General features: G+C 50.3%; 20 protein-coding genes and 1 other RNA gene. 11 read left to right on the plus strand and 10 right to left on the minus strand.

Annotation, left to right across the window (positions count from 1 at the left end):
* The first annotated feature begins 1,174 nt into the window (after positions 1 to 1,174).
* The 5 genes from C6Y40_RS18710 (at position 1,175) to C6Y40_RS18730 (ending at position 4,831) form a co-directional block, all read left to right on the plus strand.
* Entirely contained in the window at positions 1,175 to 1,885 is a 711-nt protein-coding gene (locus tag C6Y40_RS18710) for an SIMPL domain-containing protein (protein ID WP_105935927.1), read from the plus strand.
* 65 nt (positions 1,886 to 1,950) lie between these two features.
* Complete coding sequence (locus C6Y40_RS18715) at positions 1,951 to 2,232, plus strand: DUF1289 domain-containing protein (RefSeq protein ID WP_105935928.1); 282 nt, start codon at positions 1,951 to 1,953, stop codon at positions 2,230 to 2,232.
* Between the two features lie 61 nt (positions 2,233 to 2,293).
* Entirely contained in the window at positions 2,294 to 3,112 is an 819-nt protein-coding gene (locus C6Y40_RS18720) for an HDOD domain-containing protein (RefSeq protein ID WP_105935929.1), read from the plus strand.
* A 42-nt stretch (positions 3,113 to 3,154) separates the two neighbouring features.
* A complete protein-coding gene (locus tag C6Y40_RS18725; RefSeq protein ID WP_105935930.1) occupies positions 3,155 to 3,967 on the plus strand; it encodes a DUF481 domain-containing protein in 813 nt (270 codons plus the stop codon).
* 126 nt (positions 3,968 to 4,093) lie between these two features.
* Positions 4,094 to 4,831 (plus strand): DUF481 domain-containing protein, encoded by a 738-nt coding sequence (locus tag C6Y40_RS18730; protein ID WP_105935931.1) that lies wholly within the window; start codon positions 4,094 to 4,096, stop codon positions 4,829 to 4,831.
* A 9-nt stretch (positions 4,832 to 4,840) separates the two neighbouring features.
* On the opposite strand, the gene C6Y40_RS18735 is transcribed toward C6Y40_RS18730, so the two are convergent.
* From C6Y40_RS18735 to ssrS, 7 genes are all read right to left on the minus strand, one after another.
* The gene (locus C6Y40_RS18735; protein WP_146129610.1) at positions 4,841 to 5,275 is read right to left on the minus strand and encodes a hypothetical protein; all 435 of its coding nucleotides are present in this window, start codon (positions 5,273 to 5,275) and stop codon (positions 4,841 to 4,843) included.
* Between the two features lie 845 nt (positions 5,276 to 6,120).
* The gene (serA, locus tag C6Y40_RS18745; protein WP_105935934.1) at positions 6,121 to 7,350 is read right to left on the minus strand and encodes a phosphoglycerate dehydrogenase; all 1,230 of its coding nucleotides are present in this window, start codon (positions 7,348 to 7,350) and stop codon (positions 6,121 to 6,123) included.
* 190 nt (positions 7,351 to 7,540) lie between these two features.
* Positions 7,541 to 8,194 carry a ribose-5-phosphate isomerase RpiA gene (rpiA, locus tag C6Y40_RS18750; RefSeq protein WP_105935935.1) on the minus strand — a complete coding sequence of 218 codons (654 nt, stop codon included), beginning with the start codon at positions 8,192 to 8,194 and terminating at the stop codon, positions 7,541 to 7,543.
* Positions 8,195 to 8,323: 129 nt separating this feature from the next.
* On the minus strand, positions 8,324 to 8,917 hold the full coding sequence (locus tag C6Y40_RS18755; protein WP_105935936.1) for a 5-formyltetrahydrofolate cyclo-ligase: 594 nt from the start codon (positions 8,915 to 8,917) through the stop codon (positions 8,324 to 8,326).
* A gap of 42 nt (positions 8,918 to 8,959) precedes the next feature.
* Positions 8,960 to 9,904, minus strand: coding sequence for a nucleoside hydrolase (locus tag C6Y40_RS18760; RefSeq protein ID WP_105935937.1), 945 nt, complete (start codon positions 9,902 to 9,904; stop codon positions 8,960 to 8,962).
* A 32-nt stretch (positions 9,905 to 9,936) separates the two neighbouring features.
* Positions 9,937 to 10,833, minus strand: coding sequence for a ribokinase (locus C6Y40_RS18765; RefSeq protein WP_105935938.1), 897 nt, complete (start codon positions 10,831 to 10,833; stop codon positions 9,937 to 9,939).
* Positions 10,834 to 10,854: 21 nt separating this feature from the next.
* A non-coding RNA gene (gene ssrS, locus C6Y40_RS18770) (6S RNA) lies at positions 10,855 to 11,036 on the minus strand.
* 257 nt (positions 11,037 to 11,293) lie between these two features.
* Between ssrS and C6Y40_RS18775 the strand changes: the two genes are divergently transcribed.
* The 6 genes from C6Y40_RS18775 (at position 11,294) to C6Y40_RS18800 (ending at position 18,636) form a co-directional block, all read left to right on the plus strand.
* On the plus strand, positions 11,294 to 11,854 hold the full coding sequence (locus C6Y40_RS18775) for a UPF0149 family protein (protein WP_170308535.1): 561 nt from the start codon (positions 11,294 to 11,296) through the stop codon (positions 11,852 to 11,854).
* Complete coding sequence (pepP, locus tag C6Y40_RS18780) at positions 11,854 to 13,167, plus strand: Xaa-Pro aminopeptidase (RefSeq protein ID WP_105935939.1); 1,314 nt, start codon at positions 11,854 to 11,856, stop codon at positions 13,165 to 13,167. Before C6Y40_RS18775 ends, pepP begins: the two co-directional genes overlap by 1 nt.
* Positions 13,168 to 13,195: 28 nt before the next feature.
* The gene (gene ubiH, locus C6Y40_RS18785; protein WP_205664798.1) at positions 13,196 to 14,389 is read left to right on the plus strand and encodes a 2-octaprenyl-6-methoxyphenyl hydroxylase; all 1,194 of its coding nucleotides are present in this window, start codon (positions 13,196 to 13,198) and stop codon (positions 14,387 to 14,389) included.
* Positions 14,390 to 14,414: 25 nt separating this feature from the next.
* A complete protein-coding gene (locus tag C6Y40_RS18790) occupies positions 14,415 to 15,590 on the plus strand; it encodes an FAD-dependent monooxygenase (RefSeq protein WP_105935940.1) in 1,176 nt (391 codons plus the stop codon).
* A 388-nt stretch (positions 15,591 to 15,978) separates the two neighbouring features.
* On the plus strand, positions 15,979 to 17,334 hold the full coding sequence (locus C6Y40_RS18795) for a M24 family metallopeptidase (protein ID WP_105935941.1): 1,356 nt from the start codon (positions 15,979 to 15,981) through the stop codon (positions 17,332 to 17,334).
* Between the two features lie 24 nt (positions 17,335 to 17,358).
* Positions 17,359 to 18,636 carry a M24 family metallopeptidase gene (locus C6Y40_RS18800; protein ID WP_105935942.1) on the plus strand — a complete coding sequence of 426 codons (1,278 nt, stop codon included), beginning with the start codon at positions 17,359 to 17,361 and terminating at the stop codon, positions 18,634 to 18,636.
* A gap of 46 nt (positions 18,637 to 18,682) precedes the next feature.
* Here the strand turns inward: C6Y40_RS18800 and C6Y40_RS18805 are convergent, their stop codons facing one another.
* The 3 genes from C6Y40_RS18805 to C6Y40_RS18815 all read right to left on the minus strand — a co-directional run bounded on the left by C6Y40_RS18805 (position 18,683) and on the right by C6Y40_RS18815 (position 22,698).
* Positions 18,683 to 18,871: a hypothetical protein gene (locus C6Y40_RS18805; protein ID WP_105935943.1), complete on the minus strand. Its 189-nt coding sequence runs from the start codon at positions 18,869 to 18,871 to the stop codon at positions 18,683 to 18,685.
* A gap of 98 nt (positions 18,872 to 18,969) precedes the next feature.
* Positions 18,970 to 21,777 carry an ATP-binding protein gene (locus C6Y40_RS18810; RefSeq protein WP_105935944.1) on the minus strand — a complete coding sequence of 936 codons (2,808 nt, stop codon included), beginning with the start codon at positions 21,775 to 21,777 and terminating at the stop codon, positions 18,970 to 18,972.
* Between the two features lie 69 nt (positions 21,778 to 21,846).
* Positions 21,847 to 22,698 carry a LysR family transcriptional regulator gene (locus tag C6Y40_RS18815; RefSeq protein ID WP_105935945.1) on the minus strand — a complete coding sequence of 284 codons (852 nt, stop codon included), beginning with the start codon at positions 22,696 to 22,698 and terminating at the stop codon, positions 21,847 to 21,849.
* Between the last annotated feature and the right edge of the window lie 14 nt (positions 22,699 to 22,712).

The raw sequence follows: 22,712 nt of genomic DNA on the forward strand, positions 1-22,712 counted from the left end.
TAATCTGATGAAAGCAGGCCTTAGCGAGAGTCGGGCATGGTGGTCAGCGACAAACCAACGAGGTGCATGGTGGAATGCGGGGGCTAGCCATATGAATCAGGCCTTCAGAAAAGGGTGGTTCGATAAAATGGGGCTGGTATCACTGCTGGAGTGTCACCGACAGTTCCAGTGTTAATATGAACCGCCGTGGTACGGAACCGTATGCCCGGTGGTGTGAGAGGACGGGAGTTGTAAAACTCCCTCCTACTCGATTGCCTCATCAAAAAGCCAATAACATATTGGGAGCTCCCGGATAGTTTCTACGAAACTTCCGGGAAGACGGGGAGTGTGAGCTTTGATCCGGTATTAATTATCCCGTCATCCCCGTAAAAAAATACCGTCATCCCCGCAAGCTTTTGAGCGGGGATCTCCTGACCAGGTTGTCTAAACTAATCGAGACAGTTAATTAGCTAAGAATAATTGACATTTTGTCAGGTCGCCGACGACGACCAGGGGTGGCAGTGAGGCCCCCCCTGGACCCCTCTCAGTTCTAAATTGCGAAAAAGCCTATTGAGAAACAAAAAGGGCAACCCTAACGAGCAGAGCGGGCGTCCTGCCCGCGCTGCCCTGGCTCGTCGTCCGTGACGAGCCTACGGATTACCTGAAACTTTTTGTTTATCAATAGTTCGCAATAACCGAACAGGTAAAGCAGCCGAATTGACTGCGGTGTTAAACCTGGACATTGCAAGGAGATACCGGATAGCCGCAAGCGGCTTCCGGCATGACAGGATAGGTGGGCTAAGAAATAATCGTCACCGGGCTAAATTAAGCCCGTCATCCCCGCATGCTCCTCCCTCGTCATCCCCGCATCCGATATCTCCGTCATCCCCGCATGCGATATCTCCGTCATCCCCGCATGCTTTTGAGCGGTGATCTCCTGAGCAGTCTGACTCACGTTAATAGTATTTTTCGATTATTGTTTTAACCGCACCATGACAGATTAGGAGATACCGGATAGACGCAAGCGGCTTCCTGCAGACGGGATCAGAGTCGGTATCTGCTGAGCAGGTTAGCTGACTTAAACCGTTCAGTATGCCCGCTGAATCGCCCTGAATCATCGCTAGAACGACCTGATTTTGCCATAATGTCTTTTTATAGTGAGTGGCGTAATCAATCATAATCAAAAGGACATAACATGGATAAAGGTGCTGCCGGAATATTGGCTCTGGGTATCTTCTTCGGCGCAGCAGCACTCGGAGGCCTGGGCGGTAATGCGTTAATCGAAGCCAAACAGTGGGAGCGCTCGGTTGTGGTAAAGGGCTTGTCCGAGCGTGAGTATGTGGCTGATAAAGTGATTTGGCCACTACAGTTTGTTGAAGCCGGCAATGACCTCACATCGTTATACAACACCATGTCGGCTAATAGCGAGAAGGTAAAAGCTTATCTTATTCTACAAGGTATAGATCTTGCGGAGATTACCGTAGGACTGCCTGAGGTGACTGATAAGCTGGCCCAGCGTTATGGCAGCAATAATGGCGTAAAGTTTCGCTACAGCGGCACGCAAACGGTGACAGTGTATTCTGCCGATGTGATGAAAGTACGCAGTGTGCAGCAAAACTTATCTGATTTGCTCGGGCAGGGCGTAGCACTGAGTACCGAAAACTATAATGCCCGTACAGAGTTTATATTTACCCGGTTAAACGAAGTAAAACCCGAAATGATAGAGGAAGCAACCATTAACGCCCGTGAAGTGGCAGAGAAGTTTGCCGATGATTCCAACAGTCAACTGGGTAAAATCAAACGGGCAAATCAGGGCCAGTTTTCTATTTTTGAAAGGGATAGCCAGCACCCCCACATCAAACAGGTGCGCGTAGTCTCTACCATTGAATATACACTAACTGATTAAAAACTATACTTTACGCCTGTGAAGGCGTGCTAAGCTAATAATATTGATTATTAAATTCTGTAACCATGGCAGACGACAAGCAGCCAGCTCAGCTTGAGTTTTTTACCATCCCAAGTCCGTGTATTGGCGTTTGTCAAAGCGGACCAAAAGGGTATTGTCAGGGCTGCTTTCGCTCCCGAGAAGAGCGGCTGTACTGGTTACATATTGATGACGGCACGCGACGCGTAATACTCGATGCCTGTAAGCGACGTAAGCGCTATTATCAACGTCGTAAGTCACAGTCGAATAGCCAATCCGATACGCAGCCGCTGCAACAGGATTTGTTTGGTGATGAACCAGATAAATAACGCAGCGAGGTTTTAACGCTCTGATATACTTAATTTATGATCGAGGAAAGGTCACAGGGTAATGAATCAATTTATTGAATATGCAACGCAATCTTTTACGTTACCGGATATCTGTTTACGGTTACGTAATGTGCTGGACGATCCGCGCTCAGATATGGACGATATCGCCGCGCTCATCAGCATCGATCCTTCGCTTACCGCCAAATTACTTCGTCTGGCGAACAGTGCACTTTTCCGCTTCCCCTCGCAAATAGAATCCATCACCAAAGCGGTTAGCGTTATTGGTGGTGAGGCGCTGTATAACCTGGTGCTGGCCGAAACTGCTAACATTGCCTTTAAACATTTTGACAACCAGTGCCTGATTGTTGATAAACACTGGGAGCAATCGGTATTTACCGGCATGCTGGCAAAATATCTCGCCAAAGACATGAACGTGCGTGGCAGCGACCGCTTTTTTGTTATGGGGATTTTGCAGAACCTGAGTGAACTGGTGATTGCAAAGTGCGAACCTGAGAAATATCAACAGTATGCGAAAGATGATTCACCAGGTACGCCCTGGGATCGTCAGGTAGCCCACTTCGGATTTTTATTCACTGAATGCAGTGGTTCAATTATGGAACAGTGGAAGCTGCCTATGCCGTTGTTTTATCCGGTTAAATTTGCTCACAATCGGGTGAAATTGGCTAGCGACTTAGACGTGTCTTTGTTAACCTGTGCTATACGGCTGTCAACGGCTCATTATCAGCGGGAACGGTATCCGGAGTTGGATATCATATCACCCGACATGGTGCGGTTGTTGCCGCTAGACGACGAAGTGTTACAAAACGCCAAACTGTTTGCCCAAAAAGAAACGAACAAGGTGGCAGTGTCTGTTTTGTAAACGCTCTTTAGGCAATAAAAACAAAACATAAAAACTGCTTCCATGTTACACCAATTTATAGCGAAGGCAGCGCCACTTGTTCTGGCGCTGTTTTGTATGTCGGCATCCGGCGCTGATAAAGATCTCATCAGTACCTTGTATCATGCCGACTTTGTCGAATACGACGAAGATCAAAAGAATAAGTTTACGCTCGACGGCGAACTTGGGGTGATATTTGCCTCGGGTAATACCAACGCGACCTCGATTAAGAGTAGTCTTAAATCCGAACACGAAACCAAGCGCTTCTCGAATAACTATTGGGTAGAGTTTCTGTATAAGGAAACCGAAGTAACTGTGGATGACAGTGTGGTCGATCAAACCACCGCACAGCGCTTATATACCTACGCCCAATCCGACTACAAACTGGCACAGGAAAACCGTCGGTTATTCGTCTATGGCGATTACGAAGATGATCGTTTTAATGGTTACGACTACCGTTCATCTATTGCAGCGGGTTGGTCACAACTAATGTGGCAAAACGAAATCAGCGACTTCCGATACAGTGTAGGACCGGGTTATGCCTTTGCTAAATTCGATAGCGGCGAGCGTGCCGATCAGGTTGATGGCTTTATTGTCCGGGCTTCGGCAGAATATCATTACATCTGGCCAACCGGGGCTAAACTTCGTCAGTTTGTCTCGATGGAAGCGGGTGATGAAAACATCAAGTCGCGTACCGAGACATCCTTGAGCGCTAATTTATTTGAATCACTGGCGCTAAAATTTTCATTTATCATGCAACATAACACCAGCCCGGTGAATAATGCGCAGTCATTAAACACCGAAACGGCCGTGACTATTGTCTACCGTTTTTTCTGAATTTAGTCCTCGTGATGAATTGATTTTGCTCTGAGATGCTTTAACATAGCGGTTTCTAGCCATTGAGCGAGTCTTCTCCCCTCAGACTTGGCGAACAGGATTTGAATTTATTTAGGAACCCCCCGCATGAAAAAACTACTACTTGCCATCGCCGGTACCTGCGTTGCTGCCAGCGCTATTGCTCAGGATGAACCAAAGCCGTTTACAATGGATGGCGAGTTCGGTCTGATAGTAACTACTGGTAACACTGAAACCTCTTCTGCCACTGCTGGCATTACGGCTCAGCAAGAGCTTGAGAACTGGAGTAATGATTATCAAATAGAAGGTCTTTACAAGCAGGAAACGGTTATTCAGGATGGTGAAGAAGTAGAGCGCACATCGGCACAGAAGTTCTTCGCCTCAGCGCAGGGTAACTACAAGTTAGAGAATCCTGATCACCGTTTGTTTGCGTTCTCTTCTTATGAAGATGACCGTTTCAGTAACTTCGCCTATCAGGCAACACTGGCCGGCGGTTGGTCACAAAAGATGTGGGAAACGGAAAAAACTGCTTTGGAATACAGTGTCGGTCCGGGTTACTCGTGGGCTGAAACACAAGCTGGTGTAGACAATGACAGCTTCATTGTTCGTGGCTCTGCAGCGTTCAAATGGTTTATCTCTGATACGGCTAAGTTTACTCAAACAGCGAGTACTGAGGTGGGTTCTGAAAACACCAAATCACGCGCTGAGTCTGCATTAACTGCGACTATCAGTGGTTCTTTATCAATGAAGGTCTCTTTACGGCTTGACCACAACAGTAATGTTGCTGAAGGCGTTGAAAAGCTGGATACCGAAACAGCGGTTACTCTGGTTTACAATTTCTTTTAATCATAAATCTCATTCGACTTTACCGTTGAAGTTAATTGCTAAGGCTGTTTTAAAGACAGCCTTTGTTGTTTGTGTAAGAAAGGTTATCAATACGCGGCTAAAAATTTCGGTCAGTCCCGCATGCATCTCCTTCGTCATCCCCGCATGCTTTTGAGCGGGGATCTCCTGAGCAGTCAGGCAATGTTTAGACAACCTGCTCTTTTTATTTGGTTCTTTATATCGCGAAATACTGTGGCCGGCCAGAACAAGTAAAAGCGTAGAGGCATCATGGATGATGGTTCCGGTCAGGAGGGCAGGACGCCCTCTCTGACCGATAGGTTTTACCTGGCCGGTTACAGTATGCTTCTTCGCGATTAAAGAACTGGGAGGTTTCCAAAGGGGAGCCATCTCCCCTTTGGGTGCAGTCGGCACCCCGACAAGGTGTGGAGAAATGGTATTACGCACAGTAAGACGGGAATCTTAACACTACAGGGTAAGTAAAGAACCACAATAACATGTATGGAGATCCCGGATATTTGCTGCGCAAATTCCGGGAAGACGGGAATAAATATAGCCGCTGTACGGCCAATGAATCCTGCCATCCGGCCAGAATAACCCCGTCATCGTCGCTAAAAATTTCCGTCATCCCTGTATGCACCTCCTTCGTCATCCCCGCATGCGTTTGAGCGGGGATCTCCTGAGCAGGTTGCCTCATCCGATAAATCCTTATCAGAAGCTAAGGTTATATCAACATTTTGTCGGGTCGCCGACGACGACCAGGGGTGGCAGTGAGGCCACCCCTGGACCCCGCTCAGTTCTAAATTGCGAAAAAGCCTATTGAGAAACAAAAAGGGCAAACCTAACGAGCAGAGCGGGCGTCCTGCCCGCGCTGCCCTGGCTCGTCGTCCGTGACGAGCCTACGGATTACCTGAAACTTTTTGTTTATCAATAGTTCGCAATAACCGAACAGGTAAAGAGCGGTCGAATTGACTGTGGTGATAAACTTGAGCTTTATAGGGAGATCCCGGATATTTGCTGCGCAAATTCCGGGAAGACGGAATGATTGTGGCTGCTTTAATTCATGTTAAAACAACCTTGTAAGCCTTTTTAGTTACGCTAAAAACCCCCGTCATCCGCGCATTTTGCAACCCCCGTCATCCGCGCATGTTGCAACCCCGTCATCCCCGCATGCGTTTGAGCGGGGATCTCCTGAGCGGTACGACAGTCGGTTTTGATGCCGTTGCATTACCCATAAAAAAGGCCGTCTAAATGAAGACAGCCTTTTAGATAATTTATCCGGTGAAGCCTGATTAGTGCAGTACGCGGGTTTTGATAGTACCGTCGATTTGCATTAATTCAGACAGTGCGTCTTCGGCTTTGTCGGCTTCTACGTCGATAACCACGTAACCAATGTCGGCGTTGGTTTGCAGGTACTGCGCTTCAATGTTGATGCCTTTGGCTGCAAATGCCTGGTTGATCTGGGTTAAAACGCCAGGGCGGTTTTCGTGGATATGCAGCAAGCGAGAGCGTTTCACATTTTCTGGCAGCGATACTTCCGGGAAATTAACCGCAGACAGAGTAGAACCGTTGTCACTGTATTTGGCCAGCTTACCAGCCACTTCGATGCCGATATTTTGCTGCGCTTCCTGGGTGCTACCGCCCACGTGTGGAGTGAGGATAACATTGTCGAACTGACGCAGTGGTGATTCAAACTCTTCGTTGTTTGACTTAGGCTCAACCGGGAATACATCGATAGCAGCGCCACCAATGTGACCGGAGGCCAGTGCTTCAGTTAACGCGTCGATGTCGACCACGGTACCGCGTGAGGCGTTAATTAAAATACCGCCTTTTTTCATTTTAGCCAGTTGCGCCTGACCAATCATATTTTTGGTTTGCGGGGTTTCCGGTACGTGCAGAGAGACTACGTCTGACATGGCAAGCAGGTCATCCATTGATTTAACCTGTTCGGAATTACCTAGCACCAGTTTGTCTTCAATATCGAAGAAGCGCACACGCATGCCAAGGTGCTCAGCCAGAATAGACAGCTGGGTACCGATGTGGCCGTAACCGATGATACCGAGTGTTTTACCACGGGCTTCATAAGAGCCTTCAGCACTCTTGTCCCAGCCACCACGATGCGCCTGAGCATTCTTTTGAGGTACCCGACGCAGTAACAGGATCAGTTGGCCCAGTACCAGCTCGGCTACCGAGCGGGTGTTTGAGAACGGTGCGTTAAATACCGGAATGCCGCGGGCCTGAGTCGCTTTCAGATCGACCTGATTGGTACCAATACAAAAACAGCCTACGGCTACCAGTTTGCTGGCCGCATCAACCACAGCTTCAGTAATTTGAGTACGTGAGCGAATTCCCACAAAATGAACGTCTTTGATCTTTTCGATGAGTTCATCTTCCGGTAACGAGGTTTTTAAATACTCGATGTTGGTATAACCATTAGACTGCAGGGTTTCCAGGGCACTTTGGTGCACACCTTCCAGCAGCAAGATCTTAATTTTATCTTTTGATAGTGAAAATTTGCTCATTACATCGCTCTCAGTCAGGGAATTTAAGAGACATCTGGACGTCTATACGGGTAAAGTACCACAAACTCCCGGGTAGAACAAAGCGCTTTGTTGCATCACTTTGGAATATCTAGGAACGAATTGGTCGTTTTTAGCCATGTCAGGCCCCGGCGGTTTTGCCAGGGTTCATCCAGTAGTGTCTGATGGTTTATTACCGTGTTGCCACACCGTCGTCGGTGGCAACCAGCACAATATCAGCGCCACGTAAGGCAAAGATCCCGTTGGTTACCACCCCGGGGATGTTATTAATGGCTTTTTCCAGTTCTACCGGATTAAGGATTTCCAGATTATGTACGTCCAGGATCACATTGCCGTTATCGGTTACCACACCGTCGCGGTAAACCGGATCGCCGCCCAGTTTTACCAGTTCGCGGGCCACATAAGAACGTGCCATGGGGATCACTTCTACCGGTAACGGAAACTTGCCCAGTACGCCCACTTCCTTGCTGTTATCCACGATACACACAAAGGTTTTAGCGACTGCAGAAACGATTTTTTCCTGGGTCAGTGCCGCGCCACCGCCTTTGATCATGTGCTTGTGTTCGGTAACTTCATCTGCGCCATCAACATAAATAGACAGGCTGTCGACCTCATTGAGTTCAAATACGTCTATACCCAGCGCTTTTAAGCGCTCTGTCGAAGCGACCGAGCTGGATACCGCACCAGCAATCTGATGTTTAATATCGGCCAGTGCGTCGATGAAATAGTTAACGGTGGAGCCCGTACCAACGCCAATAATGGTGTCTGACTCAACATATTTAATTGCAGCGCGGCCTACCGCCTGCTTTTTCGCGTTCTGATCCATGCTAATACCCGCTGAAAAAAAGAGGCGGTATTTTAGCCGAATTTACCTCACTTCGCATAGGGAATTATAGAAACTGCCGATGTTAAAAACTGAATATCACGGCAGGAAGTGAAGAGCGTGTAAGCTGGATCAGCGGGTAGAGATGATTTGCGTTGGGGTAACGATAAGATCCAACGGCACATCCCAGGGTTCAACGGGTAGTTCATCAACCTGCTGGCAATCGTGGGCAACGCCAACCAGGGTAGGGCGGTTTTTCAGAGCATTGATATTGGCCAGCGTGCGATCGTAAAAGCCGCCGCCCATACCTAACCGATTTCCCTGAGCATCAAATCCTACTAACGGCATTAGCAGTAGATGATGTTGGCTTAACAAACGGATTGCTGTGCTGTTAAGGGCCGGTTCACTTATCCCAAAGCGATTTAAGGTCATTTCTGTCTGTTCAGTAAAGGTTTGAAACAGCAGATGCTTACCGGTAAACGGGTGTAACACAGGTAGTGTAACTACGCCGTTTTGCTGGCAACCTTTTATGGTGGGTGTTAAATCGATTTCACCATCATTAGCCAGATACCCTGCCACGGTGCTGTTTGGCTGAGTCATAATCGACTGAATCTGCTCGCTGAGTAAACGGGCTGCTTCACTTTGCTGGCCGGGGCTTAAGGCATTGCGCTGAGCGCGCAGTGATTGGCGCAGTGCCCGGCGGGTTAATGGCTTGGTGTTAGTCATAGGCGGAATAAAATGCCCCGCCAGGTGGCAGGGCGTAATACTTTACAGAGCGTAAGTGTCGATAAACAGCTGGAAAAGCTCGTCGTGTTTCACGCCGGTAGCGGCCTGCACAAATTTTGCTTCGGTCCAGAGCGGGCTGGCGGTGGTGCCAGGCTTGGCGACTACAGTCTGGCCCCGGTTTAATTCGTCGGTAGATACGCGAATGTTGCCACGGGTAAACTCAAACAGTTCCGGCTTCACCAAATGCGCAATCGGGAAGGCGTCGTGGAAAAAGCACACTTTTTCGTCGCGATTTTGCGAGTAAAAATCAATGTAGAACTGTGATGCTTTTTGCATAAAGCCACCCATCACCGGATTTTTCTCGGCCAGAATATCAACAAATTTCGGGTCGGTTGGGGCAAACAGGGTAACGTCCAGACCAAACATTTTAACTTCCCAGTCGGCTGAGAAAACAATGTCAGCCGCGTGGGCGTCGTTCCAGATGTTCGCTTCCGCTACCGGCGTAACATTACCGGGTACAAAAGCGGCACCACCCATAATGCTGATCCCTTTTACCAGTTTTGGTAATTCAGGTTCCAGGCGCAGCGCCAGGGCAATATTGCCTAACGGACCAATGGCTACCAGGGTAATCTCGCCTGGGTGCTTGCGGGCCATTTCAACAATGAATTCGGCCGAACTACGAGGGTCCACCTCGCGGGTTGAAGGCGGGTAATCGATGTTACCGAAGCCGTCGTCGCCGTGCACAAAGTGCGCGTAATCAGACTCGGGGCCTACCCAGGGTAGCGCTACGCCTTTAGTAACCGGTACGTCTTCACGGCCGGCGATATCACATAAAGTGAGTGCGTTGCGCGCCGACATGCTAACCGGAATGTTGCCATAAACGGTAGTCAGGCCAAGTACTTCTATTTCAGGTGACTGAAAGGCAAAAAAGATCGCCATAGCATCGTCGATGCCCGGATCCGTGTCGATAATAATTTTGTGCGTCATAGTATTCTCATTAATGCTTTTTACTCTGCCGTTTAGCCGGTGTGTTTCGCTAAAAAGCGATCAACTTCTTTGGCCTCGGGGATCGACTGAGCCGCGCCAGCCTGGGTAACGGAAAGGGCTGATGCTGCACAGGCGCGTTTTAATGCCTGACGGGCATCCGCATGCTGACTGTAAGCCGCTAAAAAATAGCCTATAAAGGTATCGCCAGCTGCGGTGGTGTCTACTGCATCCACTACAAAAGCGTCGACCTGAATGGTTTGTTGATTCTTGAGCATAATCACACCGGCTTTACCCAGTGTAATAATAACCTCAGCATGTGACCACTGGGTTTTATAGTGCTCAATGATGGCATCGAGTTCCTGCTCGCCGGAAAGCTCGGCCGCTTCCACTTCGTTGACAATCAGCAGATCAATACATTCGTGGGGCAAGGACTTCACCGACTCACTCATCGGCGCCGGATTAAAAGCCACTTTAATATGCTTTTGTTTAGCTTGCTGAAGCGTTTCGGCCAGACCACTGGTTTCGTTCTGCGTTAATACCCAGTCAGATGGCCGCGCTTTATCCAGCGCATGCATGATCTCTTTGCTGCCGATTTCCTGATTGGCACCGCCAAACAGTACAATGGCGTTTTCGCCCGAGGGGGTAACCTGAATAATGGCGTGGCCGGAAGGCGCCTCGACACACTGTAAAAACTGGCAGTCGATGCCATGCTTGATCAGGGTTTGCTTAAATGAGCTGTCTGACTGATTTACCTTGCCGACATGGCGAACTTCTGCGCCGGCTGCCGCCAGAGCGATTGACTGGTTGGCTCCTTTGCCGCCAAGTAATTGCTGGTAATTAGTTGATGCGATAGTTTCGCCGGGCTGGACGAAGTGGTCGACCTGGTAGACATGGTCAATATTTACCGATCCAAAGTTTATTATTGCCATTATTAATTCCGTCGATAAATGGCGTCTCCCAAAGTGCCGCTGTCTATTGTTCGCCCTAGAACCGAAAAGTTCAGGGCGGAAGCATCATTATCACCGTAGGCTTCTCGGTACGAGCCGAGCTTGCTCAATAGTAACAAGTCAACTTCCTTGGTAAATAGCATCGGCCAGGGACATGAATAGACTGGCAAACACTCCAGGAGACATTGTTGTTAGCGAGTTCAAGGGAGTAAGTTTACGCCCTCTGTGTCGCTATGCAAGTCTGTGATGAATAACTTGCGAAAAGTGATCATAGTAGAATCAGCCCTGAACTGCCAGACACGATACGACATATGATATTCAAATGCTTACTTTGTATCCGCTTAGCGGTTTATTTAACCCGCCCGCTTTTTATATGAGCGGGAGTTTTGGATTTAAACCAGTGCATTTGTTAGCATTGGCCAAATTGTTTATGGAATACCCTATGTCCACTGAATTCGATTCTTTAACCCAGTGCCTTGCCGATAACGAGATGGTTGTGGATGGCGCTGAAATCCATGGCATGATGTGCGGCATGTTGTGTGGCGGCATGTCACTGAGTGAGCAGCAATGGCTGGTGGTACTGCAGGACACCATGAATCAGGGGCAGCCGCTGGCCTCTACTGTGGTCTCTCAATTGCAAAACCTGTTTAATGAAACCTGCCAGCAACTGGTAGACGGTCAGTTTGCTTTACGCCTGATGCTGCCAGATGATAATCAGCCTATTAACGATCGCGGCCTGGCACTGATCAACTGGGTTCAGGGCTTTATGGCCGGGTTTGGTTTGTATCAGCAAAAACTCAGCAATTGCTCCGGTGACGTTCGCGAAGCGCTACAGGATTTCTCGGACATCGCCCGCATGGAAGAACCCATGAACGATGACGAAGAGTCAGAGCAAGCCCTGCACGAAGTGGTGGAATATGTGCGCATTTCTGCGCTGTTGTGTTTTAACGAACTGGGTCAGTCATTACTCGACGACCAGCAAGATACGCCTTCTGTACATTAATGGTTACGGTTAAACAATTTCGCCAGCGCCAAACCCGCCTGCTGCGCCAGTTACCACCATCGAGTGTATTGGTGCTGCCGGCAGCGCAACGGGTTACCCGCAGCCGGGACACTGAATATGTGTTTCGACAAAACAGCGATTTCTGGTATCTGACCGGCTTTAACGAGCCCGACGCCTGGCTGTTGCTCTCTAACCACGAGCGCTACGCCGGGGATTACCGCGCCCTGGTATGTCAGGCAAAAGATCCGCAGCTTGAAATCTGGCACGGCAAGCGGCTGGGCCCGGAGCAAGCACTGGAAACGTTCAAACTGGATGAAGCTTATCCCACCGAAGTGTTGCCTGAGGTACTAACCGAATGGCTCGAAGGCCATCAACAGGTCTTTTTTCCACAGGGGGAATTTGCCTTTGCCGATGAGGCGTTATTTGCCGTACTCGATGCCCTGCGGAAAACGCCGAAACAAAGCTTAGCGCCCACGGCGCTGATTGACTGCCGGCCGTTAGTTCACGAAATGCGGCTGCTTAAATCGCGCGACGAAATTGCCGTAATGGGCCAGGCAGCCGAAATATCAGCCCGGGCTCACCGCCGGGCAATGCAGTTTGCCTCGCCGGGCTGCTACGAGTATCAGCTTGAAGCCGAATTACATCACGAGTTTGCCATGGCCGGTGCCCGGCAACCCGCTTACGGCACCATTGTGGGTGGGGGCGAGAATGCCTGTATTCTGCATTACACTGAAAATAACCAGCAAATAGCGGATGGTTCTTTGATCCTGATCGATGCAGGGGCCGAATTTCATGGCTATGCTGCCGACATCACCCGTACGTTTCCGGTTAATGGCAAATTTACTCCTGCGCAGGCCAGGGTGTACCAGTTGGTGCTCGATGCGCAACTGGCCGCTCTGACGCAACTGAAAGCCGGGGTAACCTTACCGGCCGTGACGGAAGTGGTCATTGAGGTGATTTGCCGTGGTTTGTGCGAATTAGGCTTATTGACAGAAAGCCCGGAACAAGCACTGGCCAGTAAAAGCTGGCGACGCTTCTTTATGCATGGCCTGGGGCATTATCTTGGCCTCGACGTCCATGATGTGGGCGATTATCTGCAGGATGGCCAGCCCAGACAGCTGGTAGCCGGTATGGTTATCACCGTTGAACCGGGCATATATATACCGGTTGAAGACGATATTCCCGAGCCGTATCGTGGCATAGGGATCCGAATTGAAGATAATATCGTTATTACCGATGAGGGTTACCAGATGTTAACGGGTGACGTGCCGAAAACCATTGCAGACATTGAAGCCTTAATGGCCGAGGGCTGATTGCCCGTAGAAGGATTAAACACAGTCAGTGGCAAAAAATAACCAGTCAGACATTGTTATTGTTGGTGGCGGAGCCGTGGGCTCAGCGTTGGCGCGTTTGTTGGTAAGGCAGGGGCGCCGCAGCGTTACCCTAATCGACGCCAACCAGTTTAGCCAGGACCCGCACAGCCATCCGGGGTTTGATGCCAGGGTCATAGCCCTGGCAAAACGCACAGAACAGGCGCTCACTGAGCTGGGCGTAGATTTGAAAAAAGCCTTCGCTACGCCCATCGAACACATACTGGTTTCCGACCAGGGATTTATTGGTCAGACCCGACTTCACGCCAGCGATTATCAGTTGCCAAGTTTTGGCCAGGTAGTGGGGATACAGGCACTTGGCCAGCAGCTTTTTCCCGCCGGGTTACCAGAACTCAGCGTATTGGAAGGCGTAACGGTTGATGAAGTTAACCAGACTGCCGAAAGCATCGAGCTACAGCTCAGCAATGGCAACACGTTAACCGCCGGTTTACTGGTGCTGGCTGACGGCGGGCGTTCTGAGCTTGCCGATAAACTCAATTTTAAACGAAGTAGTGACGACTACGGCCAGTCTGCGCTTATTGCCAACGTGCAATTAAGTGAGCCGCATAACGGCTGGGCGCACGAACGCTTTACGCCCAATGGGCCACTGGCCCTGCTGCCCTTTGCTGAAGATGACAGCAGTGATTACGCTAACTGTTACTCGTTAGTCTGGACCTTAAGCCACGAAGAAGCAGAGGCCGCCCTAGCGTGGCCACAGGCGAAGTTTATCAGCCGCTTACAGCAACAAATCGGCTACCGCCATGGCGTGATTAACAAGGTGGGCAGCCGCCACAGTTATCCTTTGGTGTTAAATCAAATTCGCGACTTTACCGGCCACCGCTGTGTGGTGGTTGGTAACGGCGCACAGGCTTTACATCCCATTGCAGGGCAGGGCTTTAACCTTGGACTCAGGGATGTACTGGCGTTGGCCGATATTCTGGAAAGCGCAACCGATCCAGGGGCGTTTGCGGTGTTAAACCAATACCGCCAAAACAGAGTAAAGGATAAAGCGACGACCATCGGTTTAACGGATGGTCTGGTTAGGCTGTTCTCCAATCGGTATGCACCACTGGTGGCGGGGCGAAATGCCGGCTTACTGGCAATGGAGTTTTGCGACGGACTGTCGCAGAAGTTTGTTCGTCAGACCATGGGTTTTGGACAGTAAATCCGAACAATACAGGACTTAAAATATGTATCAGGCGGACATCGCAATTGTTGGCGCAGGCATGGTGGGACTGGCACTGGCCCGGTCTCTGAAAGAAGCCGATTTGTCGGTTATTCTGATCGACACCACTCCCATTGCTAAGCCTCTTTCAGAGCAGCCCGAACTGCGGGTGTCAGCAATTAATGCGGCCAATAAGCAGGTGCTTGAGCAACTGGGCGTGTGGCAGCATCTCGACCAGCAGCGCCTGAGTGCTTATACCCAGATGCAGGTTTGGGATCAGGACAGTTTTGGCCGCATCCAGTTCAGCAGTGAAGAAATGGGCACCTCTGAACTGGGGCATATCATTGAAAACCAGTCTCTGGTTAACGCATTACATCATCAGGTCAGTCAGCAGCCTAATGTGCAAATGTTACCGTCGACCCACATTGCCAAAGTGTTAACCGGCCAAGCCGAAACCATGCTTATGCTGGACACCGACGAAGTGGTATCCTGCCGATTGTTAGTGGGTGCCGATGGGGCTAATTCAGCGATTCGTAAATACGCCAACTTTCCGCTCACGTTTAAGGATTACGGTCATACCGCCATTGTGGCAACCATTAAAACCGCCGCGCCTCACGGTAAAGTGGCACGCCAGGTGTTTACGCCAACCGGACCGCTGGCCTTGTTACCCTTAAGCGATCCTAACTTATGCTCTATTGTCTGGTCGCAGAACAGTCAGCAAGCCGACGAGTTACTGGCGTTGTCTAACAGTGACTTCGCCAAAGCCCTGCAGGTTGCCATTGAAGGTGATGTGGGCGAAATTGCGGTTGAAAGTGCGCGCATGCACTTCCCGTTAACTATGCGCTATGCCCGCCAATGGCTGAGCGATGGCCTGGTTATTATTGGTGATGCAGCACACACCATTCATCCTTTAGCCGGGCAAGGCGCAAACCTGGGTTTACAGGATGCTTTTGCGTTGGCGGACAGCCTGCAGAAGCTAGCCGCCGAGCAGGCAGCGTTTCATCAGGCTCGTCAGTTAAGGGCTTTTGAACGGGCCCGTAAGAGTGAAGCGGTTAAGATGATTGCAGCCATGGAAAGCTTTAAGCAACTGTTTGGTGGCAGCCATCCGCTCAAGAAGCTCATCCGCGGCGTAGGGATGTGCACGGCCGATGCTATCCCGGCGATAAAACAACGCTTTATAACCCAGGCCATGGGCTGGTAACAGGCCAGTTCCAATACCGCCTTTAACCTCATCGCACGCCAGGTTATCGCGCTGGCGTTGCAACGGCGGCCAAGCGGGCATACAGTAGCCAATACCAATCCGCATAGAAGTTTGCCCACTCAGCAAGACTGTCAGGCTTTCTGGCTAGGCTTGGTTGCACAGGTTTGGTGGTGTCAAATCAAGCAAGCGTAACAACGCCAGAAAGCCTGACAGCCTTGCCCGAAGGGAGTGGCCAAAACGACTTACATCTGTGTTGCGCCCTCTGGACATAGAATGACTATGCCACAGAGAACGCGTCGTGATCTAAGTCGTTTTGACTCACTCTGAGAGGGTAAACTTCTATGCGGATTGGTATAAACCTTTGATCACAATCAGGAGCATACCGGGTATGCGCGTGTTGAATGTATTACTGCTACTGGGCGGGTTAGCCGTATTTAACAGTCAGGCGGCACCGGCCGACGAACTACTCTCATTGCGCGAGCGCGCACAAGTGCAGGATACCTTGCTGGCCAAGCGGGTTGAGCAGCTCTTACCCCAGTTAATGGCCCGCAGCGGCATCGACATGTGGCTGATGATCAGCCGCGAATACAATGAAGACCCCGTTTTACGCACCTTCCTGCCGGCAGACTGGCTGCAAACTGCCAGACGCACCACTATTCTTGTTATCGCCAGGGATGAGCAGGGCAAGGTGCATACGCTGGCGGTAGCGCCGTACAAGGTGGGGAGTATGTTTGAACGGGCCTGGGATAAATCTGCGCAGCCGGATCAGTGGCAGGCACTGAATGCAATTATTAAACGTTTTGATCCTAACACTATCGGCGTAAACCAGTCGGAAATCTGGGCCCATGCCGATGGTCTTACCGTTACCGACCGCGCCAGTTTGATGGCTGAACTCCCTAAAAAATACCAGTCGCGGGTAGTATCGGCCGAGGCTCTGGCCGTTAGCTGGCTGGAAACCCGAATTGATGCCGAAATTGCCCTTTACAAGAAAATGGTGGCGGTAGCCCATCAGATCATTGCCGAGGGCTTTTCAGCCAACACTATCACGGTAGGTAAAACGACTACCGATGATCTTGTGTGGTGGTTCAGAGAGCGTGTTGCGGAGTTGAAGCTATCGACCTGGTTTCATCCTTCGGTATCCTTGCAGCGAAGCGATAATCAGCGCTTTGATCATGAAGCCACGTTTGACGATGATAAGGCCGAGGTCATTATGCCCGGTGATTTGCTGCACGTGGATTTTGGCATTACCTATCTGGGCCTGAATACCGATACACAGCAGCATGCTTATATTTTAATGCCTGGCGAGAGTAGCGCGCCGGAATACCTGCAGCAGGCGCTGCAAAAAGCCAATCAGTTACAGGATATCTTTACTGGTGAATTCGCCGCAGGCCGCACTGGTAACGAGGTACTGGCAAGCAGTCTGGCTAAAGCCAAGGCGGCGGGATTAAAACCGACTATTTATACTCATCCGCTGGGGTATCACGGTCATGCCGCTGGCACCACGCTGGGTATGTGGGATAAGCAGGGCGGCGTGCCGGGCGACGGTGATTACCCGCTGCATATAAGTACTGCCTACAGCATTGAGCTGAATAACGCGGTGATGGTAGAGCCCTGGGGCAAAGAAATTCGCATTATGCTGGAAGAAGATGCGTTTTTTGATGACACCGGCGTCTGGTATCTGGACGGGCGACAGACCCGCCTGATAGAAATCCCTTCGCGCTCGGTGTATTCGCATCAGTTTTAATATCCAACAAAAGAAGAACGAAATATGGATAAACGTACATTTTTAAAATTAACCGGTTTAAGCAGCGTAAGTTTGTTAATGGCGGGCAATACCCGCGCCGCGGGCCAACAAGAAGAACTGGCTTCTTTGTCATCCCTGGTGGGTGACTTGTCGCCCATTTTGGCCAGTGAAAGACGCGCCCGGATCGCCCGGGCACAACAACTGATGGCACAACAAAACATCGATGCTATTGTTCTGGAACCCGGTGCGGCCATGGTGTATTTCACTGGTATTCAGTGGTGGCGCAGCGAACGGCTAACCGGGGTAGTGATCCCCCGGGAAGGTGATATTGGCGTAGTGTGTCCGTTCTTTGAAGAGCCCAGTATCCGCGAATCCCTGGAAGTGGGCGATGATGTGCGGGTATGGCAGGAACACGAGAGCCCGTTTGCACTGGTGACAAAGATCATGGTCGATCGCGGTATTAACAAGGGCACCGTTGGTTTTGAAAACAGTGTGCGCTTTTTTGTCTCAGACGGGATCCTGAGTGCTAACCCAAAACTGCGTGCGGTAAGCGCCGAACCGATTACCCGCGGCTGCAGAATGATGAAGTCGCCGCATGAACTCAAGCTGATGCATAAAGCTAACGAAATCACCCTGGCGGCTTATGGCTACGTGTATAAACGCTTACGCAAAGGCATGTCTCAGGCCGAAGTAAAAAGCATGATGAACCAGGCCATGGTGGCGCTGGGAGGCAGCCGGCCGTGGAGCCTGGCACTGTTTAACGAAGCCAGCGCATACCCTCATGGTACCCGTCAGCAGCAGGTCATCGATAATGGCTCTGTGGTCTTAATGGATTGCGGTTGTGCGGTGCATGGTTACCAGTCTGATATCAGCCGGACGTTTGTATTTGGCGAACCTGATAAAAAGCAACAGCAGGTGTGGCAGACCGTCCGTAAAGGGCAGGCGATCGCATTCGCAGCGGCACAACTGGGTAAGCCTGCCGGCAGTGTGGACGATGCGGTGCGCGAACACTATAGCGCATTGGGTTACGGACCGGATTATGTGCTGCCAGGACTATCCCACCGAACCGGTCATGGGATAGGTATGGAAGGGCACGAAAGTGTTAATTTCGTAAAAGGTGAAAGTACCCTGCTGCAAGCCGGCATGTGCTTTTCTAATGAGCCCGGGATTTATCTACCCGGCGAGTTTGGTGTACGACTGGAAGATTGTTTATACATGACTGCCAATGGCCCTGCCTGGTTTACATCGCCACCAGAATCCTTAGCCGATCCGCTGGGTAAACTGGTGCCTTTAAAAGCATAATATAAAGCGACGGGCGGCCACTGCCGCCGGTCGCTGTCAAACTGCTTTATTCCATTGGGGTTACCTTAAGGCCAACAAAAATGGTGTCGTCTTCCTTGTCGTCGGGAATGAGCACCGGGCCTGGCATTGGGGCTGGCATAGGAATAGGAAACAGGCCTGGTAAAGAAACTGTACCAGCACCGTTAACGTTTAACAATTGGTGAGGCTTAAGTGGGGTAAGGGTTGTTTTGCTCATGATTTTTCTCCGTGATTAAAAAATAAACTGCCAGCTCATAGTAGTGCATGTAACGCTCAATGAGAGCTGACAGGAAGACCGGAAAAAAGCCAGTATTGTCAGATGGAATAATCGGGGTTAAGCATCGATAAAACGGTGTCGATGAGAATTTTCTTCCGTAACGGTTTTGTAATGTAGGCGTTCATGCCGGCCTGCAGGCATTCTTGTTTATCCTGTACGGATGCATTGGCCGTACACGCCACGATGGGGATATTTTTGTACTGCTCACCCGCTTTGCCGGTGCGGATAGCATAGGTGGCAGCAAAGCCATCCATTACCGGCATGCGGCAATCCATCAGAACAAGATTGATATCATTGTTAGCTTTGAGCAAATCGATAGCGTGTTTGCCATCTTCGGCCGAGAGCACCGAGAAGCCAGAATCCTGCAACATATAAAAAGCAACCTCCCGGTTAATTGGGTTGTCTTCTGCTATCAGGATACGGCCTGTTGGAGCCACCATCTGATGGGGCGGGATGAACGACAGATCGGCATTGTTTGTAACGTTCCTGGCTGAGCCCTGCAGCAAGGCGAATAGCTCATGGCGTAACACCGGCTTATTGAGCGTATGGAGTGTGTTGTCAGGTAAGGACGTAACGTTAATGGTAGTATCGCGATCAACAAGCACAGCCAGATTGGTGGGTAATAGCTCAACCCGCCGGGCCTGTTTTTTGCTGTTTCGCCAGGCGCTGAATTCAGCCTGTAGCGCAGCATCAATAATCAGCCAGTCCATATTGGGCGGCATTTTTTCGCTGAACTCAGCCAGTGAGTCGAGCGAGTCAATTAATATAAAGCGAACCTTCCACACTGCCAGTTGCTTACACAGCAATCGCGCCTGACGGTGCAGTGAACTCAATACGATGACACCACCTACCTCAGGCAGTTGTTGCAGGCGTACCGGTGAAGATAACGTTGCCGTGGCGGTAAACTGACTGCCTTCATTGAGTTTACTGGTTACGGTGACTTTGCCTTTCATCATGTGAGTCAGACGCTGCACAATAGACAGCCCCAGGCCGGTGCCACCAAAGCGCCGGGTAGTGGAGGAGTCGGCCTGGCTAAACGGCTTAAACAAGACTTGTTGCTGAGCTTCGGTCATGCCTATTCCGGTATCTTCCACGGTGATTTCAAGCAGAATATGTTCGCTGTCCAGCGGAATGCCGCGCAGACCAAGTTGTACCTCCCCCTCGGCAGTAAATTTAATCGCGTTGGACAACAAATTGGTTAACACCTGGCCAAGGCGCACTTCATCGCCGGTAAGCCGGTTAAAGGGTAAATCACTTAAATCAACATGGAGTTGTACAGGCTTCGTATTCAGATGAGCCAGTTGTTCCTCGACAATACGCTGTACCAGTAAATCTATTTCGATAGAGGCGTACTCCAGCTCCATTTTCTGCGCTTCGATTTTAGAAAAATCGAGAATATCGTTGATGATGGTAAGCAAGGCACTGGCACTGGTGCGGGCAAGTTCAAGGCGGCGCTGTTGTTGTTTGTCGCTAGCCTGTTGTACCGCGAGCTCTAACATCCCCATGATGCCGTTCATTGGGGTGCGGATCTCATGACTCATGGTGGCTAAAAATTCACTTTTAGCCTGATTGGCCTGCTCCGCTTCATTTTTGGCCAGTTGCATGGCCAGTTCACTGGCCTTCACGTTGGTAATGTCAGTAGCCACTCCCAGAATAAAAGATTCTCCCCGGGCATCCTCAAAACGGATTTTCTTAGTCCATAAAGTACGGATTTCGCCATTGGGAAACTGGATCTGCTCTTCGTTTTCTGCACTGCCAGAGGCAAAGGCCAGAATATCCATGCGCAAAAACTGTGCGGCTTCATCTTTGTTATAATCTTCTACCGTCGTGTAGCCAATCACTTTATGCCGCTTCTCGGGAGGATACAGCGAGATGAATTTGTCATTGGCCATCACAATACGATAATCAGTGTCTTTTACAAATAAGTACACCGGCAGGTGGTCGAACATTAACTGCTGAAAACTGGCTTTTTCAGCCAGCGCAATTTCGATGCGCTTTTTGTCATTAATATCCGTGTGGGTGCCGGCCATCAGCACTGGTTCGCCCTTGGCGTTATAGTCGGTAACCTTGCCCTGCTCGTGAAACCACATCCACTCGCCGCTTTTATGCAGCATGCGGCACTCGCAATCGTAGTATTCGGTGTGGCCTTGCAGACAATCGTGCAATAAAGCTCTGGCTGTCTCGCGGCCTTGAGGATGCATGGCATTAAATACGGTATCTATCGACAGCGGGCCCAGTTCGTTGAGTTGGTAACCAAGCATATTGGCCCAACGGGCGTTGAGTTGTAAGCGCTGGGAAGGGATTTCCCATTCCCAGGTACCAGCCCCGGTAGCCTCTACAATAAAGCCGAGGCGTTTTTTCTTAATTAGCCTGGCCTGTAAAATGCGCTGCCGGGTAATGTGCTCACACAGAGTAGTGAGTATTTGCAAATAATGCTGTAAGCGATCAAACAGCGCTTCATCGGCCGTGGTGCCGGCCTTTAGCATCACACACAGGCTAAGCTCTATATTGAGAGATTCACTGAATAAGGTAAGTGCTGCCAGCTCGTCGTGAACAGGCAGGGCAAAGTCGAGAATACCAGCAGGACAATGCCAGTGACTCTCGGCTCTGAATTGCCCCAGCAATGACTCGATAAACTCGCTATCCAGTGATTGCTCGGTGGTGAAATACAGCTGGTTCCACAGCGAACGAGAATGACACAACAGCATCGCACCATCCAGATTAAGGTGATCGGTGAGCGTTTGAAAGACAGGTGTAAGCTGGGCGGCTTCCTCTGCGGTCATGTCGCTGGTTAATAAGGAGTAATCATCGTCAACCAGATTGCTATCTATGGGGGTACTTAGCATATCTTCGAAAAACAGGGGCTTTGAGCAAAGTATAGTGCAAAGTAGCGAACCCCCAAGTTCTGTTGGAAATTATCGTTCTCTTAATCGACGAGTAATAAAGTCTGCCAGTGTTCTGCTGACTACCGGGTGCTGGGTAGACTGAATAAACAGGCATACGTTGATCCCCCCGAGCGCCGGTAGATTACGATGTTTCAGCTCCATCAGATTCGCCGGCATACTGGAGCGTGCCAGCGCAGTGATACCCAAACCCTGTTGAATAGCCGCAACGAGTCCGGATAAATCGGCGTTGGTGTAACTTATCTTCCAGGCCGTGGTTTGTTGTTTAAGGTGGGTGATTACGCGACTGCGATAAATACAGCCATCGGGCGCCAGCACCAGGGCAATATTGGGAGTGATGAGCGGATGAGCCGGATCGCCAACCCAGACGACCTCATCTTCGAGGATCACATCACCATCGGTGGCTTGCTCCGGGTTAACCAGCGCGAGGATCATGTCAAAGTCATTTTGCCGCGACGGGTGAAGCAGTTCGCGGCTCAGGGCCGAAGTCACTTCCAGTGATACATCCGGATAGCGTTTGGAAAACTCGCCAATCAGGCCGGGCAGCAAGGTAGAGGCAAACTCGTTGGGGATCCCTAACCGCATGCGACCGCGTAACGGAGTGGGATCCAGACTGCGAAAAATACTGTCGTTAAGTTCCAGTAGCTCCTTGGCTTTAGGATACAGCCAGTTACCATCTGAGCTTGGTAAGTGTCGCTGACCGACTTTAGTGAATAGCTTTTTACCCAGCTGTTCTTCCAGTTTTTTTATCTGCAGGCTGATGGCAGGTTGTGAACGCCCCAGCCACTGGCCGGCTTTAGCATAACCGCCTTGTTCAATGACACCAACGAAGGTGCGCAGGTTGTCTAAGGATAGCTGCTTCATCATAAAGATTAGTA

The organism is Marisediminitalea alba (assembly GCF_002993365.1).
Classification (GTDB): domain Bacteria; phylum Pseudomonadota; class Gammaproteobacteria; order Enterobacterales; family Alteromonadaceae; genus Alteromonas; species Alteromonas alba.

What these genes read in the sequence shown, in the direction of transcription:
- C6Y40_RS18710 (WP_105935927.1), top strand. Translation starts at nt 1,175, where the DNA reads ATGGATAAAGGTGCTGCCGGAATATTGGCTCTGGGTATCTTCTTCGGC.
- C6Y40_RS18715 (WP_105935928.1), top strand. Translation starts at nt 1,951, where the DNA reads ATGGCAGACGACAAGCAGCCAGCTCAGCTTGAGTTTTTTACCATCCCA.
- C6Y40_RS18720 (WP_105935929.1), top strand. Translation starts at nt 2,294, where the DNA reads ATGAATCAATTTATTGAATATGCAACGCAATCTTTTACGTTACCGGAT.
- C6Y40_RS18725 (WP_105935930.1), top strand. Translation starts at nt 3,155, where the DNA reads ATGTTACACCAATTTATAGCGAAGGCAGCGCCACTTGTTCTGGCGCTG.
- C6Y40_RS18730 (WP_105935931.1), top strand. Translation starts at nt 4,094, where the DNA reads ATGAAAAAACTACTACTTGCCATCGCCGGTACCTGCGTTGCTGCCAGC.
- serA (WP_105935934.1), bottom strand. Translation starts at nt 7,350, where the DNA reads ATGAGCAAATTTTCACTATCAAAAGATAAAATTAAGATCTTGCTGCTG.
- rpiA (WP_105935935.1), bottom strand. Translation starts at nt 8,194, where the DNA reads ATGGATCAGAACGCGAAAAAGCAGGCGGTAGGCCGCGCTGCAATTAAA.
- C6Y40_RS18755 (WP_105935936.1), bottom strand. Translation starts at nt 8,917, where the DNA reads ATGACTAACACCAAGCCATTAACCCGCCGGGCACTGCGCCAATCACTG.
- C6Y40_RS18760 (WP_105935937.1), bottom strand. Translation starts at nt 9,904, where the DNA reads ATGACGCACAAAATTATTATCGACACGGATCCGGGCATCGACGATGCT.
- C6Y40_RS18765 (WP_105935938.1), bottom strand. Translation starts at nt 10,833, where the DNA reads ATGGCAATAATAAACTTTGGATCGGTAAATATTGACCATGTCTACCAG.
- C6Y40_RS18775 (WP_170308535.1), top strand. Translation starts at nt 11,294, where the DNA reads ATGTCCACTGAATTCGATTCTTTAACCCAGTGCCTTGCCGATAACGAG.
- pepP (WP_105935939.1), top strand. Translation starts at nt 11,854, where the DNA reads ATGGTTACGGTTAAACAATTTCGCCAGCGCCAAACCCGCCTGCTGCGC.
- C6Y40_RS18790 (WP_105935940.1), top strand. Translation starts at nt 14,415, where the DNA reads ATGTATCAGGCGGACATCGCAATTGTTGGCGCAGGCATGGTGGGACTG.
- C6Y40_RS18795 (WP_105935941.1), top strand. Translation starts at nt 15,979, where the DNA reads ATGCGCGTGTTGAATGTATTACTGCTACTGGGCGGGTTAGCCGTATTT.
- C6Y40_RS18800 (WP_105935942.1), top strand. Translation starts at nt 17,359, where the DNA reads ATGGATAAACGTACATTTTTAAAATTAACCGGTTTAAGCAGCGTAAGT.
- C6Y40_RS18805 (WP_105935943.1), bottom strand. Translation starts at nt 18,871, where the DNA reads ATGAGCAAAACAACCCTTACCCCACTTAAGCCTCACCAATTGTTAAAC.
- C6Y40_RS18810 (WP_105935944.1), bottom strand. Translation starts at nt 21,777, where the DNA reads ATGCTAAGTACCCCCATAGATAGCAATCTGGTTGACGATGATTACTCC.
- C6Y40_RS18815 (WP_105935945.1), bottom strand. Translation starts at nt 22,698, where the DNA reads ATGAAGCAGCTATCCTTAGACAACCTGCGCACCTTCGTTGGTGTCATT.